An 18,149-nucleotide genomic window follows, 5' to 3' on the forward strand; every position below is an offset into this window, starting at 1 on the left:
TTACTGTTACCGCTCCACCAAGTGCCGGAACCTTGAACGGTAACCAAGCAATTTGTATTGGTGGATCTTCTACCTTCTCATCCACTGTCACTGGTGGTTCTTGGGTATCAAGTGATGCCTCCATTGCAACTATTGATCCCTCAACAGGGGATATTACAGGTATTGCTGCAGGGACAGCTACAATGACTTATACCGTGACTGGAACCGGTGGATGTGCCGATGCCACCGAAACACGGGATGTTATTGTCAATCCTCTTCCAACTCCAACTTTTGATGTTGAGCCTTTAGCAGATGTTTGCGTAGGCAGCTCTGTTACCTACACCACTCAATCCGGTGGGGGAGAATCAAATTATATATGGTCTATTCCTGGAGCTCCTGGAAATGATTACAACATTACTGCTGGGGGTACGGGTAATTCAGATGCTACAGTGACACTTACTTGGTTAACTGTAGGTTTAAAAGAAGTCTACGTCTATTATGAAGATGTAAACGGTTGTACCCCATTAACTTCTGCTTTTAACGCTATCACAGTAAATCCTTTACCTACACCAACATTTGAAGAAGCTCCAACATCTGATGTTTGCGTTGGCACTACTGTTACTTACACCACTCAGTCTGGAGCTGGATTATCAAATTATGTTTGGTCTATTTCCGGAATACTTGGAACAGATTATTCCATAACAGCTGGTGGTACAGGTAATACAGATCATTCAGTAACACTAACTTGGTTAACAGAAGGTCCAAAAGATGTTTATGTCTATTATGCGAATGAATTCGGTTGTACCCCAATAAATTCTGCTTACAATACTATCAATATTATCCCGCTTCCAATTCCAACATTTGAAACGGAGCCGGGAAATCAACTATGTGAACAGGATGTTACTACCTATACGACCCAAGCTGGAAAAACTGATTATATCTGGAATATTCCAGGTACTGCAGGAACGGATTATACAATAACTGCTGGTGGAATCAGCAGTAACAATGAAAGTGTCTCTATTCAGTGGTTAACTACTGGAATAAAAACGGTTACAGTAAGCTATACTGAACCTGCAACAGGTTGTATAGCTACTAGTTTGGCAACTTCCAACACAGAGGTTAAACCATTTGCAACTGTCGGTCCAACTTCTGTCTCCTATCCAAGCGTTTGTATTAGTAGCCCAGTCTTGACTCCTTTTACCCAGCCAACAACAGGGGTGACCGATATTGGAACTCCAGTTGGCCTTCCTGATGGTATCACAGCTTCGTTTGATATTAACACAGGACTAATCACATTCTCAGGTACTGCCACTACCCCAACAGTTGGAGCGCAGCCATATTCAATTCCATTAGTTGGGGATTGTATAAATGGATTAGAGGCTACTGGTACAATTGAAGTTTCTCCAAACTATACGCTGTCTTCGGTCAATTCAGTTTCCGCAACATCTATAGGAGGTTCTGCAACGGTTACTATTTTTGGAGATACTAATATCCTCTCAAATGGAATTTATGAAGTCACCTATGAAATAGCTGAAGGATCCGGTTCTTTTACGCAAGTTGGTCCGGTGAATGTCTCAGTTACTAATGGAAAAGGAAGCTTCCTAACAATTCCTATTAATGATAATACTGAAACATATACAGTCAAGATTTTAAGTCTTAAAAAGACAACTGATCAATGTACCGTAACGTTACCAGATCCCCCAACTACCTATTTCGGAATCTGTGCTGCGGTATATTCTACCAATGGAACATTTTATGTTCCAGCGAATGTGTATTCTATTACAATTGAAGTATATGGTGCAGGAGGAGGTGGTAACAGCGGTGTTGGAGGAGGTGGAGGTGCTTATTCCATTCGAACAAATATCCCTGTTACTCCTGGTGAACCGCTTGGCGTTTTTGCTGGACAAGGTGGAGGACAAGGAGCTAGTGGTGGAACAAGTTATGTAACTAGAGATTCTAACATAGCAAATCAACTCGCTAATAGTTTAGTATATGCTTATGGTGGCAACACTAATTCTTCAGGGGCATTTAGCCAAGGAACTGGTGGATTCTTCGATTCAAGATATTCTGGATTTAATGGTGGAAGTTCCTCAGGAACCAATGGTGGTGTTGGAGGTGGTCCATTAGGAGGATTAGGTGGTAAAAACAGATTTAATGGAAACTCTCCAGGAGGTGGCGGAGGAGGATGGTCCGGTGGAAAGGGTGTTGGTGGAAATGGACTTATCGTTATTTCCTACTCATGCCCAGATGCAGATGAAACCGATTGTATTACAATTATAGATGATGGGTCAAAATCTGGCTATACAGTAATAGAATATACTTGTGATGATACTTGGACCGCTCCCGAAGGCCTTGCAGAATTTACTGTTTTCGTTGGTAGCGGTGGAGGTGGCGGAGGAAGCGGTGAAGGTTCTGGTGGTGGTGGATCAGGGTCTATGATCGTTCAAACCTTCTCAACAACAAATCCTTATGGATTACCTGCAGGCACTGATTTTGGAATAGTAGTTGGCAATGGAGGACCAGGAGCAATTTTTGGTGAAAGACCAGGTACTGCTGGAGAACCTTCTGAATTTACCGGTAATATTGATGGTAATTCAATTGATATTTTTGTAGCAGGTGGAGGTGGCGGTGGTTCCCAAATTATCAATGCAGGAGGGCATGGCTCGTCTGGAGGTGGTGGTGGAGCTACTCCTGCACCAAATAAATCGTTTGGATTAGGTGGTAATGCTATACCACTCACCTTTACTGGAACTCCTGACGCTGTATATAGTGGTAATCCTGGAGGAAATGGCGATTATAATGATCCTCAAGATGCTATTGCCGGTGGAGGTGGGGGTGGTTTGGTCCCTTGGAAGTTACCTCCAGCTAATGATGGCCAAAATGGGAAGGCAGCAGGCGCTGGTCAAGGAGAAGGAGGTAGAGGAGGTGATGCAATCAACCTGGCTCTTGGAGACTCACTCCGTTATTACGGTGCAGGAGGCGGTGGTATCGGCGAATACTTTAATGGAACAGAAAAAATTGGCGAGGGGGGTAGTTCGTTGTTAGATGGAACCAAATTGGGAGGCGATGGAAATTTAGATATATTAAATACAAACGGGATTGGTTATTCAGGAGTGGATAAAACTGGATCTGGTGGAGGTGCTGGCTATAATGGTGGTGGAAAAGGTGGAGATGGAATCATTTATATAGTTTATAGAAATTTCCGAATCCTCGAAGTCGAATACCTCTATTTCGAAGCTAAGTATAACCCTGAAAATCGCAGCGGCGAATTAACTTGGGCTACGGCTAAAGAATGGGAAAATGCAAAATTCGAAATTGAACGGTCTATCAATAACTCAAACAATTGGGAAAAAATAGGTGAAGTTGAAGGTCAAGGATATGCAGATTCACAATCGGAATATGCATTTACTGACCAAAATCTCCCAACCTCAGGAGGGAATGTGTTCTATCGATTAAAGCAGGTCGATTTTGACGAAACTTATTCTTACAGCGTAACCCGTTCGATTCAAGTTCCTAGTCTAATAGGAAAAACCAATTGGATAATTTATCCAAACCCAAGTGAAAATAGATCTATTGTGACTGTTGGTCTATTAAATCTTTCAAATTATAATGATGAACCTATTTTGGTTAGAATTTCGGATGTAAAAGGTATTCTAAAAACCTATTCGGCAACCTCTGTTGAAGAAGTAAACATCGTCGTAAATTCGTACCTAAACGATGCAATTTCCGGAATGTACATAGTCCAATTAATTTGGGGAGATCAAAGTGAGCAATTGAAAGTGATTAGGAAATAACGAAAGATATTAAAAAGAAAGTCCTTTGAGCTTGAGTTCAAAGGACTTTCTTGTGTTGAAACATATTTGCAATATTTTTACTCCTCCTCTTCTTCCTTTCTTTTAGGGTCTTTTGGTTGACCAAGGCCTAGACTTCCTTTCAATCCACTAAAGGTTGCTCGCCACCATCCACCAAAAATAAATTTTGATTGATCTCGCTCAAAATAAATTCTTGAATTAACCCTCCTATTTAAAAATTTTCGTGGATTATCATTTTTTACAACAGTATTAGCTAAGAAAGTCATCACATTGAGTTTCCCCGTTCCTCTCTCCAAGGTCAAGCTATCCAAAAACTCAATCTTTAAATCCTCATAGTGGAAATCCATTTTACCTCTTGCTACATCATCATTTACTTTGAAATTCCATTTCCCATCTGTTACTTTCCCATCCAAGACTCTTATAAATACTCCTTTTGTCACCATATTATTAACAGACCTTAGATCAAATTCACCCATTTCTATATCTACTTCCATAGGATAGGGATCTTCATAAAACATCTTGGCTTTCAACTCAACATCGCCTTCTCCCATAATTTTTGTAGTAGCACTGACTTGTGTAGACTTTAAAGGAAAGTCTTCTCCCTCTTTCGTCATAATAAAGGGAGCCATTACCATGTTCAAATCACTAAAGTAAATATCTCCTGGTAACATTGCCTTAGGGCCAAATTCTTCATACCTGATAATTCCACCTCTTATCAATATGGAATCTATCATCATATCAAATGGAGCATTTCTCAATAAAGCCTGAGGCATAGGCTTATAAACTCCTTCTTTTTGTGGAAGCCTTTTGTCACGAAAAATCTCTATTTCCAGGCTATCTAAAATAAGTCCCTGAGCTTTAAATTTTTTATCCAGAAAATACTGGTTGAAATCAATGTTTTCTATAGTTAGTTTTTGAACTTTCCCATCAATCGCATCGGCTTGATAGATTTGTTTGTTCAAATAATTATATCTGCCAATGGATGGACCAAAACTCATATTTTCAATGATCAGGTCCTTTTCATGGAAGCTAATTTTTCCTATCTCAATTTCGTTCAGGCTATCTTTACTCAAAAAATGATAGTTGGAAAGAGAGAGGCTCAGATCTTTTTCAAGGAGTAATTGAGGACTTAATTTTTGATCTTTACCGATAAGATCAAAATTCAAATCATCCAATTTGAAATTCACACCCTCGAAAGCTAATCGATCGATTGGACCAGTTTCCTTATTATGCAAGGCAAACCTGCCGTTTTCGATAAGTACATCTTGAAGAAGAATGGACTGAATTAATCCATCATTATTTTTTGTGGAAGCTGTTTTTTCCGACTTCTTTTTTTCAGCTGAATCAAGATAAATAGCTATCAAAGGATTAGTCATCTTGATTCTTTCAAGATTGAATATTCCAGTTTCCTGTATCTCTTTTAAGGTATTATTCTCAATAGAAAGACTCTCAATTTTAGCAGAAATTATAGGGGATCCTGGTGCAATTTTGGTACTCTTTGGTACAATCTGAAAATCAGAAAAAACAGTAGCATCTACCGAATTATCCACATTCACACTAGAAAACATAATAGTATGTAAACTATCCGGAAGGGCAAATGAAAAATCCTGAAGAGATAGATTGATTTCCGAAAATAGCCCGGAAAGATCCTCCTTTGTATTTGTAGCGGAATCAAAATTAAAGCCATTAATACCGAGATCGAAGTTTGTCAGAATAGATTGAGCCTCACTGGTTCCTGATCTGAAATTAATTCCCAAAGTAGAACTTACTGCTTCTATTGAATCTATTTTCACCAATTCCACAGATTTCGGTAAAGACCTTTTCCTTTCTGACTGATTCAGATTTTCATCATTTTCATAATCTTTATCAATCTCAAGATTGATTTTTCCACCGGTCACTTTTAGATTATTGAGTTCAAGTCTATTTTCAAATAAAAAAGATTCTATATCAACACCCTTAAAGGCAACTTGAGGCAAATCAAGTGAAAGTGCAATTTTATTTTTAAGATCGGGGCCCGGTAATAGTTCGAGATTCTCTATAATAATTGTTTGATCCAAAGAATTATAATTCAATCCAGTTGTGGAAGCTACATAATTACCTTCTGCGAGATTAAAGGCATAATTTTCTAATCTCAAATCAATCTCTTCGGAAAAAAATGTTTTATTCTCTCTAATTGTACCAACTTCATCCACATAAAACCCTTTTAATTTGAGGGATAAATTTTCTTCCTGAAACGTAATATCTTTTTGACCCGAATAATTTTCGTATTTAAGCTTCCCTTGAGAAAAATTTAAAGAATCTATTTCAATCTTTTTAAAATACGAAGTAATAAGATCTCCTATTTCGTCGCTAGAATCTATCGAAGATGCTGATTTTGAACTTTGTTTCTTTCGAAACCGAATCATAGACAGCTCAGGTTTTGGAATCAATATCTGCTGAATTTCCAATCTTTCTTCTTCAAAGGCAGCTCTTACATTAAATCCTTCAGCCCTGAATTCAGGTATTTGAAAATCTAGGATTACACTTTTATCATAAGTGTCAAGAACTTGTTGAACCTGATTGGAATTTTCGGGTCTAATAATCAAACCACTAATGGACAATAAAGAATTTTTTGAGTCAATTGTGACATTATCGGCCAAAAACTCATGCAAATTATCCCTCAGTTTCAACCGGTATTTGTCTAGGCTTAAAACCAAATCTTTTGCATATAATAAATCATTTAATGACTGAGACGAGTTCGGCTGAATAAAAACCTCGTCTAATTCCAGACTAAAGCTTTCAAAGCCAATATCATCACTTCTCTCCCCTGCTTCATTTTTAAATTGAATTTTACCGTCATCCAAATCGAATTTTCCAATTTTAATACCTGATAAAAAACCCTCAAGTAAATCTTTTACAGACACATTTTGATTAGAGACCTTATCCTTTTTTCTCAATTCGATGATTTCTACTCTGGGTGAATTCAGCTTCATTTCATCCATTTCAAATTTCCCCTCATTGTAAAGTAGCTTAAGATTTGCTTTTGTAAGGGCTAATTTTGGAAGGGAAATTTTTATAATTTGATTTGGATCTTTCCCAGCGAGGAACTCATCTCTAGGTTGAAAACTAAAATTTTCTATATCTATTTCATCTTTAAAGGAGGAAACTGAGATTTTTTCCCCTTTCAGTACATGTATTTCATCGGATAAATAAAGACTTGCATCTTGGATTTCCATGGAGGCATCCTCTCCATAAAAGAATTGATTTACCTTTTTTGATTCATCATTCCCTAGGTAAAACATGATCATTTTAAAGTCAACATCCCCTATTTCAATCCTATTTCTCAATGTATCTATGGCATTAGAGGTGACGAACCTACCCCTGTTTATAGATAGCTCTTTAATAGATACTGATTCCAATAAACCATCTATCAGTTCATTTAGATTACCGGTACCAGTACTATCTTTCTCGGCAATAATCAATTTTTCAACTTTGAAATGAGGGTCATCAAGAACAATTTCATCGATTAAAACACTTGATGTCATAAAAGCTCTATTCAAATCCACATTTCCAACCCTCAATTGATCCAGTTCTACTGAATAATAAGATTTACTTTCTTTTGACTTATCAGGAACCAACGCAAAGTTTACGAGATCTAAACTGTTTTCTAATGAGCTGACAAAAACCTTATCAGCTAAAATTCTGTGTACATTATCCGGTAAAGAAAAACTTACTTTTTCCAAATCAAATTCAAAACCCCTCGCATTAAACGGTGTTTCCCAAACTTCCTTTGTAGTTAGGTTAATATCTTTAACCAATAATTTTGTGTTTTGGGCCTTTAATGAGTTCTCACTTAAAAAATTAAGAAAAAACAAATCAGCATGGTTTATGTCCAAGGTTCGGATTACCAAGCCATTAAGTTTCATATCTGAAATACTTTTCTTAACCTCATTTTCCAACTTTTTGATGGCAGATTCTTTGGTTCCTTTTACGGAATCTTGCGCTACTACTTCCCCCTTTGAATTTAAAGGCAAGTTCATATTGATGTTTGGGTTATCAAATTCCAGCGTTCCTATATAAAAAATATTATCAGAGAAGCTGTACCAGAGTCCTTTAAAAACCAATTCATCAAGTGAAAAATCAAACAAAGTCTGCCCAGGTTTTGCAACAACTTCCTTTGCAGGTTTCATTATAATCCCATCTAAAAATATTCCTCTCCTTAACAGAGAAATGTTTATTCTATTAAATTCAATGTTATAAACATCTTCTGTGGCGTCGTTTATTTTATTCCTTGCCCAATTGGATAAAAATATATTTGACCCAAAATAGATGACAAATTCCAGAAAAAGCAGGAATAAAAAAGCTATCATAACCCATCTCAGAATTTTCTTTCGGAATGGATGAGCCGATTTTTTTCGATTTTCTTTTTCTGACATTCCCTGTAAATTTAAACTAAAATAATTATTATAAATGAAAATTTACTTGGGAAAAGATAAGATGAAATTAAAAAAGCAACACTTTCGCGTTGCTTTTTTTGCTGTAGGAGAAGGATTCGAACCTCCACGAGGTAGTTAGGCAATAGTCCGGTTTGAATTACGCTTTTTTCTGAATTCCTCACCCTCGAGACAGGAGGGCTTGTCTGCCAATTTCAACATCCTACAATAATAGTTTACTAGGCAAAATAGGTTTGAGAGTAAATACTTCAATATTTACTTTTAAGAAATAAAGGCACTTCATATCGAAATCAAAAATGAAAAGAAATTCAATTCTGACTAAAAGTATTTGCTGGGCCTTTTTGGTCAACTTCTTTAAATTGATTGTTCAAAATTAGAAATACCATTGGTTTATTAAAATTTTGACAATAAATTATTTTATTTTTTACATTATATTTATAATATAAGCGTGTTCATTAGATTAATGGAAATTAAACTTCTAATTATCGCTAATTTTTACGGATTTGCTAATATTTCTTTCATTGTTAGATATACCATATTTTATATGGTTCTATTACACATTATCCAAATAGTATTAATTCACAAAAAGTTTGGACATAAAAAAAACCATGAAACAAAATTCCATGGTTTTAGTCAATTAACAATAAACCCAAAATAACCTGCTGTAGGAGAAGGATTCGAACCTCCACGGAGTAGTTAGGCAAATTTACGAGCTCGCTAAATGCTTTATCCTATAGCCTCCACCCCCGAGACAGGAGGGCTTGTCTGCCAATTTCAACATCCTACAGTATGAATCTTTAAAGACCTTTTGTCTTTGTTGATGATTCAAATATAGGTACATACAACTTGTTTTTGCAAATTATATAAAAAATATTATGAATTTTTACAGTATTTTTAACGAAAGCGATTTTTAAATATCATATTGTAAATTGAAGCAATGATTCATAGTGCTATTTTGCCATTTTTTCAATTTTGAATTCTACAATTACATTTAATTGATTAAAAAGTCGATTTTATTACGTTATTATCAAGAAATAGATTCTTTATTTAAGCAATTGACAGAAAATTATTACTCAAAGTTGACATAAGACTCCCATTTTTCTAATACAGATTGAAAATCTTCTGGTAAAGAAGCTTCAAAATAAACTCTTTCCTTGGTAGCTGGATGTACAAATCCTAAAGACATTGCATGCAAAGCTTGTCTTGGCATTAGATCAAAACAGTTTTGAACAAAAGTTTTATACTTTGAAAATTGAGTTCCTTTTCTAACCTTATCTCCCCCATACATTGCATCATTAAACAAAGGGTGCCCTAAATATTTCATATGAGCCCTAATCTGATGAGTTCTTCCAGTCTCCAAATTGCACTGGATAAGAGAAACATAGCGAAGTCTTTTTAGAACTTTCCAATGGGTCACTGCATGCTTTCCCTGATCACCCTCAGGAAAAACATCCATCACCTTTCGATTTTTAACACTCCTTCCCACATTTCCTATTATTGTCCCTTGGTCTTCCTCCGGCTCTCCCCATATCAATGCTAGATAAGTCCGGTCAATGGTGTGATGAAAAAATTGACCGGCTAAATCTGTCATAGTTTCCTCTGTTTTTGCAATCACCAATAAGCCAGAAGTGTCTTTATCTATTCTATGAACTAGCCCAGGCCTCCCCGAATTTCCTTTCATTTCAGGCAAATTTTCAAAATAATAAACCAATCCATTGACTAAAGTACCAGACCAATTGCCGTGAGCTGGATGGACTACCATCCCAGGAGGTTTATTTACAATCAATAAATATTGATCCTCATAAATTATATCTAGTGGAATATTTTCAGAGTAAACCTCTGTTTCCTTCGGAGGTTTAGCTAACATCACCTTGATGTCATCGAGGGGCTTAATTTTATAATTTGCCTTGGTGGGATTCCCATTTACTAAGATTGAACCAGCATCAATTGCTTGTTGAACTTTATTTCGGGTAGCATTCGCTATTTTTTCACTCAAAAATTTATCAATTCTGATAGGAGTCTGACCTTTGTCGATTACAATTCTAAAATGTTCAAACAATTCGACCTCTTCCTCTTCAAAGTCTTCCTCTGGATTCATATTCATAATACAAAAATAGAAGGATCGGGGTTAACTTTGTCAAAATCATTGAAATCAGGCTAATGATAAAAGGTAATCCCGTTTACAATCAAATATTAAAACATTCACTTTTTGAAGAAAAAGGGGTGAAAGTGAGTGTGAAAAGGCTTGATAAGATTCATCCGCAAGTTTCTGGAAACAAATTTTTTAAGTTAAAATATAACCTAGAAAAAGCTAAAACGGAAGGTCAAAATACTATTCTCACGTTTGGTGGTGCCTTTTCAAATCATATTGCTGCAGTGGCATTTGCTACCAAAGCGGAAGGTCTAAATTCAATAGGTATAATTAGAGGTGAAAAGATACTTCCCCTAAACAATACCTTAAAAATGGCTCAATCTAATGGAATGAAGCTATTTTTTATTTCAAGAGAATCATATAGAAATAAAACAGAGACTTCTTTTTTGAATGAGTTGAAATCGAAATTCGGAGATTTTTTTATGATTCCAGAAGGTGGTACAAATGAATTAGCCATTTCAGGAACCAGCGAAATATTAGAAAAAGCTGATCAAGAGTATTCTCATATTTTAGCTTCTATTGGAACTGGTGGTACTTTTGCAGGATTGGTAAAGTCTCTATTAAACCACCAAACTTTAATTGGTATCTCTGCCTTAAAAGGCAATTTCATTCATCAGGAAATTGAAGACCTTCTAAAAACTCACCAAATCTTCCCTCAAGGAAATACACAAATAATGGACAGCTTCCACTTCGGTGGATATGCTAAATACAAGAAGGAATTAATAGATTTTATTTGGAGATTTTATGAAGATTTTGGAATCACTTTAGACCCTATTTATACTGGCAAATTATTTTTTGGGGTTTGGGAAATGATTACAAACAATCAATTTAAAAAAGATTCTTCCTTGTTGATAATTCACTCGGGAGGCTTGCAAGGTAATATTGGATTTACAGAAATGACAGGGATCAAACTCCCACCTCTTTCAGCGTAAAATAGTCTTCTGACTCTTGGGGATGAATCCTTAAAACATTTGCCAAAACCAACCTTACCAAAGTCTTGGAGGCTAAAAATTTCGGAATTCTGGCCAACTTTGAAAATTCCTTTAACGTGATTTTTTGTCTCTCTTCTAGCGCTTTTAATAGAATTTCTTCTTTACGTCCATAGGTAAAAACCATATCCTTCAAGGATTTACTCCTCTTCAGTATTTCCCAAACTTCAATACTTGCTTGCACGCTTCTATCCTTAACTCTAATGTAGGATTGTCTTTTATTATCAATTTTTAAAAAATGTGGGCGATTAGGACTTAGCTCCAATTTAAAAATTGCAACCCCTTTTTTTGCATTGATGGGAACAGCTATGAGTTCATAAGATAGCGGGGGATAGATCAGTTCTTTAATAGCCTTTTCCATCACATAAACTTCTTCTTCAATGAACCTTTGACCGGAAACAGTTCCATCATCATCTACTCCAATCATGACTACTCCTCCTGCGGTATTTGCTAAGGCTATAAATTCCTTAACAATCTTTTCCGGATAGGCTGCTTTCTTTTTGAATTCAATTTTCAAACCCTCCCCTTTTGAGGCAAGGCTTCTTACTTCCTGAAGGGTCATGACTTAAATTAGTTTATTTCAATTCCCAGGAACTCTGGATAATTCCTCCAATCTTTTTTTCTGAGATTGCCACTCATCTCTTAACCTTGCAGCTTCCATGAAGTTCAATTCTTTTGCTGCTTTCTCCATTTGTTTCTGAGTTTGGAGGATCAATTTTTCAAGTTTGTCTTTGCTTAAATATTGAACTACAGGATCAGCGGCCATAACACCATCTCCGGGCATAGGTTCGGCATATATTTTAGCATTTCTTTTGGAATCTGCTACTTTAGTTTGCCCCATGATCTTTTCTCTGGATTTAATCACGGTCATTGGAGTAATTCCATTTTCCTTATTGTATTCTATTTGGATAGCTCTACGTCTTTTTGTCTCATCTATGGCCATTTTCATGGAAGGCGTGATTTTATCCGCATACATGATCACACGTCCTTCCTGATTTCTTGCTGCTCTTCCTATTGTCTGCACTAAGCTTCGCTCATTTCGCAAAAACCCTTCCTTATCCGCATCCAAAATCGCCACTAAAGAAACCTCCGGTAAATCCAATCCTTCTCTCAACAAATTCACTCCAACCAAAACATCAAAAATTCCTAACCGGAGTTCTCTCAAAATCTCAACTCGATCCAAAGTTTTTACCTCAGAATGGATATACCTTGATTTTACACCAGCCCTCTCAAGATATTTCTGAAGTTCTTCCGCCATCCGTTTAGTCAAAGTCGTGACCAAAACACGTGCATCTGTTTTGATCGTTTGATCAATTTCTTCCAATAAATCATCAATTTGGTTCTGACTTGGTCTAACATCAATCGTTGGATCCAATAGGCCTGTAGGACGAATAATCTGCTCCACTACTACTCCTTCAGTCTTCGTCAATTCATAGTCGGCTGGTGTGGCGGAAACATATACTACCTGCTTGATCAAAGTCTCAAACTCATCAAATTTCAAGGGCCTGTTATCCATAGCCGATGGTAATCGAAACCCAAAATCGACTAAATTAACTTTTCTGGATCTATCTCCTCCCCACATGGCCCTTACCTGAGGTACTGTCACATGGCTTTCGTCAATTACCATTAAGAAATCATCTGGAAAATAATCGATTAGGCAGAAAGGTCTTGTTCCAGGTTGTCTTCGGTCAAAATATCTTGAATAATTTTCTACACCAGAACAATAGCCAAGTTCGCGAATCATCTCTAAATCAAATTCAGTCCTTTCCTGAAGACGTTTTGCTTCAAGAAACTTACCTTCCTTTTCAAAGAAATTAACCTGATCAACCATATCATATTGAATCTCATGAATGGCGGTATTGATTGTGTCTTTACCCGTTACAAAAAGGTTTGCTGGGAAAATTGAAATGATTTTTTCATCAGAAAGCTTCTTTCCAGAAATAGGGTCAATTCTTTGGATTGCTTCAATTTCATCTCCCCAGAAGAAAATCCTATATCCAAAATCAGCATAGGCCACAAAGATATCTACAGTATCTCCTTTTACCCTAAAAGTCCCATGAGTCAAATCTTGGTGAGTACGACTATAAAGTATATCCACCAATTTAAACAACAACTGATTTCTAGGAATTCGATCTCCTTCCTGAAGGCGAATTATATTTTTACTGAACTCCTCTGGATTTCCAATCCCATAAATACAAGAAACCGAGGCTACCACGATCACATCTCTTCTTCCTGAAAGTAAACTGGAACTTGCACTTAGTCTTAGCTTTTCAATCTCTTCATTTATGGAAAGGTCCTTCTCGATATAAGTGCCTGAACTGGGAATAAATGCTTCAGGTTGGTAATAGTCATAATATGAAATGAAGTATTCAACTGCATTATCAGGAAAAAACTGCTTGAATTCCCCATAAAGCTGTGCTGCCAAAGTCTTATTGTGACTTAGAATCAAGGTTGGTTTTTGGACTTCTTGAATCAGATTAGCAATGGTAAACGTCTTACCAGATCCAGTTACGCCTAATAAAACTTGGGCTTCTTCTCCAGCTTTAATTCCTTCTGTTAGCTTTTCAATAGCCTTTGGTTGATCTCCGGTCGGCTGATAGTCTGAAGTTAGTTTAAATTCCATAGCACAATCTTAAATCACTTAACACTAAATAGTACCTTAATAGTTTACTTTAGGAATATAATCAGGCAACAGCTGTCTTATATCGAGAGATATTATAATAAAGATAATTTGTCCTTAAAATGATGACTAGCAAAAGAGGTATCAAACTCGGGTGAAAAGATTGCCATCCAAGAATCCAAAATACAATTGCTGCATCGGCCAAAATCAATGCTACTAGCAGGTATTTCCTTAGCCAAGGCTTAAGTGTTTTCGAAAGTAACCCCGGAATTAAAAGTAAGTGACCAGGAAATGCCCATAAAATATTCCAATTCCATTTAGTAGATGGTATATCAGAACCTATCCAAAGGGCAGACATGACTAGTCCCAGAATTCCTAGGATCCCAAATAACACCAAATCAAATCCAAGAAATAATTTTTTCTTCTTAAACCCTATAAAGGTCATCGCTGTGAAAATGATGGCAATCACCCAGAATATTAAATAGGGGTTTAAAAGTCCCAAAGAACCCTCTCGTTGGGGAAAATCCAAAATCACTCTCTCGCTTTTCACGAAAGAGCGGGTAGGCCCATCTCCTTGAATTTCGGCTCTACCAAAAGCACTCTCCATATATTCGGGAAGAAATTGTTCTTCTCTAGGAGTAGCATCTCTATCTAATCTAGAACCCAAAGCCAGATCAATTCCTAAATCAGACCAAGGCATGTAAAATACTTTTTCGTCAATTAATTGTCTGAACGTTTTATCCACAGATTCCTGCTCCTCATCTTTCCAAATTAATATATCTCCCAAAATCTCCTCCATCAGGTCTCGGATTCGAGTCGCGCAATTGTCATAGAAAAAATCATAGCGATAGTTCCTATTCTCAGGCAAATAGTTGGTTTCCAAAAATTCAACCAAAGCCATTTTTTGTTCCTGATTCAGATCAAGCTCTTGTTCTCTGACACTTCGCTTGAAGTAATCATATTCCGCAATAAATCTCTCGAAAGTGGAAACTGAAAGAAAATAGTCTAACCTACCTCCGGCAAAATTTAGGACAAAGTTTGGTGCTCTAAAATCAAAGGTCCCATAATTATAGACCCTGTCACTTCCCGTCTCTTGGTTCAATACTCTCACCGCACTATGCCCAAAAGAACTGTAAATCTCCTCTCCAGGATCACAGGTCAATAAACTTATCCGGTATTGCTGGGAAAAAGAGTTTAGTGTTCCTAAGAACATAAATAACAAACCAAAAAATAAGTAGAAGAAAAGATTCTTTTTTATTTTCATTTTATTATATTAGTTACACTTTTTTAATAGTTGAAACTATGTTGGCAAAGGCTACATATTCTCCTAAGTGGACTTTTTTTATCTGCCGAATATACAGGTTTCTTCTGGCAGTTGTACTTGTTTTTGCCTCTTACACAAAGCTCTTTCCCCAAGAAGTTGGCTCTTATAAAACAATACAATCCGGTGATTATTCTAATTTGAGTACATGGAATATTTTTGACGGAGTCAGTTGGTCCGCTCCTTCTGTTAAACCTAATTCGACCCATGACATTTACATTGATCAATCCCATACGCTTCGCTTAGTGGGAAATGAATCAGCAAAAAATGTATTTATCAATGCCGAGCTGGGTGCAGGGGTGAAATTGAATTTGAATGGAAATCGTCTAGAAGTTTATGGAAGCCTTAACAGTTTTACGGGAGCTGCACCTGGAATCCCTTCTGGAACATGGAATAGTCAAAATTGGATTGGAAATTCTATTACAAGTAAAATAGTTTTTAAAGGAAGCTCAAGAACCATATTACCCAAAGGAGCTTGGAGCGGTTTTACAATAAATAGTAGATATTCTGTAGAATTTGATCCTGGGCCAGGAGTAATTCTCCGGATCGAAGAACCTTTCAAAGCCTTAGAGTTTGTAATCAAATCTGGCACCGTTATTCAAACTTTAGATGATTCCGTCCTTCCTAATACATGTTCGACATTTTCCTTTAACAATGAAGCAGTTTACGGTTCCGGCGCTTTTGGGAATTTTTTCATTGAGTCAGGAGGAAGGCTTACTTCTGAATGCAATAATGATATTCTATTTAGATCCTCAAGCCAAAGTGCTTCCTCATTTAACCTCAATGAAGGTGCTGAATTGATCTTAGAGGGAACTTCCCCCCTAATTGAGGCTTCTACCTTTCAAATGAATGGAAAAGTTATTTTTAGAAATAATTCAAATCCTCAAAACTTCCTTTCTAGCTCATATTTTGGATCAGGCTCCCCGATCTCCTTTCATGATATTGAAATTGAGGGTTCACAGAATTTATTAATGCCTCCAAATCTAACCTTGACTGGAAACATGGAGCAAAAAGGATCTGGTTCGTTTCAATTAAGCAGCACAGAATTGGAATTTGCCGGTGCTGATGAACAGTCAATCTCAGGGTTTAGCATGCAAATCGGAGATTTGAATCTTAATAAAACAGCTGGAACGGTCTCTTTTCAGGGAAATCTAGTTGTCCTTAATAATTTGAAAATGAATTCTGGAACTCTAAACCTTTTAGGAAATAACTTCTCCATCAACACCTCCCTAACAGGCGAATTGGAGTATTCAGGTGGCTCATGGATAAACATAAATCAATTTACTTACTTTGGTGTACCCTCCACTTTTGATGCAACCAACGCAACTTTTCCTTTTGAGGATAAGTATCAAGGAGGGATCCGAAAAGTACAGTTACTCGGATCTTCCTCAGGAGGAAATCTTCAAATTTCATTTACGGAATATAAAGGAGTTGATTACTCCGCTTCATTTTCGGATTCGGATGGTACTCCTATCCTTTATAGACTTTTTAGTTACTTTCAATTTGATGGATTAAATCCATCTTCAAACCCTTTAGAATTAAGGATTTCAGCAGATCAACTTATTGTAGATCAAGTGGATGATTTAAGAATAGTAAGTACGGGTTATGCGGCTCCAGGAAATCATCTTCCAGGGTTAGATCCAGGTCTTTGGGCAAGAAGGAATCTTACATTTGATGATTTAAAAGGATTGAATTTCACAATTGGAAGCTATAGAACATTAACTATTTTACCTCTTTTTTGGATAAAAACCTCAGCGGCTATAGTATCAGGATTACCAAAAATTGAGTGGGAAATAGCAAATCATTCAGAAAATTCATTTTTAGAAGTATTTAGATTTACAAAGATGAATTCAAAGAAAAAAATTGTCAGAATTGAAAACCCCCACCTTTTAACTGAAAATGAATTTATAGACTCATTGCCTCTTCCACTAGGAGAAATTTACTATCAATTGAAATATGTAAATTCTTCTGGTGAAGAAAATTGGAGTGCTGCTTTTCGATTAACGCGGTTTGAAAACCAAGAAATAAAGCTTTTCCCCAACCCAAGTATAAATTCAGAAAATGTTTATCTAATCTTGCCAACAACAGAAATAAATTCAATTATTCAAATTATAGGACCTAGTGGTAATTTACTCCATCAGGGAATCTATGTTGAAAATGATATTTCTAGCATGGTCCGTCCTCTTCCAATAGGCTACTACATAATTAGAGTCATCGGGAAAAATCAGGTATATACCTTCAGATTGGTCAAAAATTGAAGAACCATTTTTGTTTTCATTATTGAAAATGGTCTTTCATTCATTTTTTTTATCTTGTTCGATAAACCCAGTTTCTACCCATGACTATTTTCCTTGTCCTGCTCAGTATTGCAATCCTCGTATTATTGATTGTTTGGGCAAAGCTCAACCCTTTCCTGGCTTTTATCATTTCTGCAATATCTGCTGGTTTACTTTTAGGATTACCCGCTGATAAGATTGCTGGCTCGATTCAGACGGGAATGGGGAATTTGTTAGGTGATTTAGTCATCGTCATTGTCATGGGAGCCATGCTGGGAAAATTGGTTGCAGAAAGTGGTGCAGCACAACGGATAGCAGGATTTCTAATGAACATTTTCGGTGAGAAAAACATCACTTGGGCCATGTCTATTACCGGTTTAGTAGTAGGAATTCCTCTTTTCTACAATGTGGGTTTTGTCCTACTAGTGCCTTTAGCTTTTACAGTAGCTTATCAATATAAAATATCAGCAGTTTACGTTGGGATACCCCTACTAGCGGCATTGTCCGTAACTCATGGCTTTCTGCCACCCCACCCTTCTCCTGCGGCATTGGTAGCACAGTTTGATG

The 18,149-nt window shown here is 36.6% G+C and carries 9 protein-coding genes; 4 read left to right on the forward strand and 5 right to left on the reverse strand.

What is annotated here, in order from left to right; genetic code table 11:
- Window positions 1-3,773: T9SS type A sorting domain-containing protein (locus Q0L68_RS06735; protein ID WP_296701042.1), on the forward strand; the 3,773-nt coding region annotated here is incomplete at its 5' end.
- Window positions 3,774-3,850: 77 nt separating this feature from the next.
- On the opposite strand, the gene Q0L68_RS06740 is transcribed toward Q0L68_RS06735, so the two are convergent.
- Both Q0L68_RS06740 and Q0L68_RS06745 read right to left on the reverse strand, forming a co-directional pair.
- Window positions 3,851-8,206, reverse strand: coding sequence for a hypothetical protein (locus tag Q0L68_RS06740; RefSeq protein ID WP_296701044.1), 4,356 nt, complete (start codon window positions 8,204-8,206; stop codon window positions 3,851-3,853).
- Window positions 8,207-9,293: 1,087 nt separating this feature from the next.
- Window positions 9,294-10,328 carry an RluA family pseudouridine synthase gene (locus Q0L68_RS06745; RefSeq protein ID WP_296701046.1) on the reverse strand — a complete coding sequence of 345 codons (1,035 nt, stop codon included), beginning with the start codon at window positions 10,326-10,328 and terminating at the stop codon, window positions 9,294-9,296.
- A gap of 56 nt (window positions 10,329-10,384) precedes the next feature.
- Between Q0L68_RS06745 and Q0L68_RS06750 the strand changes: the two genes are divergently transcribed.
- Window positions 10,385-11,308: a 1-aminocyclopropane-1-carboxylate deaminase/D-cysteine desulfhydrase gene (locus Q0L68_RS06750; protein ID WP_296701048.1), complete on the forward strand. Its 924-nt coding sequence runs from the start codon at window positions 10,385-10,387 to the stop codon at window positions 11,306-11,308.
- On the opposite strand, the gene Q0L68_RS06755 is transcribed toward Q0L68_RS06750, so the two are convergent.
- From Q0L68_RS06755 to Q0L68_RS06765, 3 genes are all read right to left on the reverse strand, one after another.
- Window positions 11,283-11,927 carry a helix-turn-helix domain-containing protein gene (locus tag Q0L68_RS06755; RefSeq protein ID WP_296701050.1) on the reverse strand — a complete coding sequence of 215 codons (645 nt, stop codon included), beginning with the start codon at window positions 11,925-11,927 and terminating at the stop codon, window positions 11,283-11,285. The genes Q0L68_RS06750 and Q0L68_RS06755 overlap by 26 nt on opposite strands.
- A gap of 18 nt (window positions 11,928-11,945) precedes the next feature.
- On the reverse strand, window positions 11,946-13,988 hold the full coding sequence (gene uvrB / locus Q0L68_RS06760; RefSeq protein ID WP_296701052.1) for an excinuclease ABC subunit UvrB: 2,043 nt from the start codon (window positions 13,986-13,988) through the stop codon (window positions 11,946-11,948).
- Window positions 13,989-14,049: 61 nt separating this feature from the next.
- On the reverse strand, window positions 14,050-15,249 hold the full coding sequence (locus tag Q0L68_RS06765; protein ID WP_296701054.1) for a DUF4105 domain-containing protein: 1,200 nt from the start codon (window positions 15,247-15,249) through the stop codon (window positions 14,050-14,052).
- Window positions 15,250-15,287: 38 nt separating this feature from the next.
- On the opposite strand from Q0L68_RS06765, the gene Q0L68_RS06770 reads away from it, so the two are divergent.
- Complete coding sequence (locus Q0L68_RS06770; RefSeq protein ID WP_296701056.1) at window positions 15,288-17,564, forward strand: T9SS type A sorting domain-containing protein; 2,277 nt, start codon at window positions 15,288-15,290, stop codon at window positions 17,562-17,564.
- An 80-nt stretch (window positions 17,565-17,644) separates the two neighbouring features.
- On the forward strand, window positions 17,645-18,149 hold a 505-nt coding region (locus Q0L68_RS06775; RefSeq protein WP_296701057.1), incomplete at its 3' end, for an SLC13 family permease.

Source organism: Algoriphagus sp. (genome assembly GCF_024642405.1).
In the GTDB taxonomy this organism is placed as follows: Bacteria; Bacteroidota; Bacteroidia; order Cytophagales; family Cyclobacteriaceae; genus Algoriphagus.

Excerpts from the sequence above, each read along its gene's own strand:
- Q0L68_RS06740 (WP_296701044.1), bottom strand. The coding sequence starts at position 8,206 with ATGTCAGAAAAAGAAAATCGAAAAAAATCGGCTCATCCATTCCGAAAG.
- Q0L68_RS06745 (WP_296701046.1), bottom strand. The coding sequence starts at position 10,328 with ATGAATATGAATCCAGAGGAAGACTTTGAAGAGGAAGAGGTCGAATTG.
- Q0L68_RS06750 (WP_296701048.1), top strand. The coding sequence starts at position 10,385 with ATGATAAAAGGTAATCCCGTTTACAATCAAATATTAAAACATTCACTT.
- Q0L68_RS06755 (WP_296701050.1), bottom strand. The coding sequence starts at position 11,927 with ATGACCCTTCAGGAAGTAAGAAGCCTTGCCTCAAAAGGGGAGGGTTTG.
- uvrB (WP_296701052.1), bottom strand. The coding sequence starts at position 13,988 with ATGGAATTTAAACTAACTTCAGACTATCAGCCGACCGGAGATCAACCA.
- Q0L68_RS06765 (WP_296701054.1), bottom strand. The coding sequence starts at position 15,249 with ATGAAAATAAAAAAGAATCTTTTCTTCTACTTATTTTTTGGTTTGTTA.
- Q0L68_RS06770 (WP_296701056.1), top strand. The coding sequence starts at position 15,288 with ATGTTGGCAAAGGCTACATATTCTCCTAAGTGGACTTTTTTTATCTGC.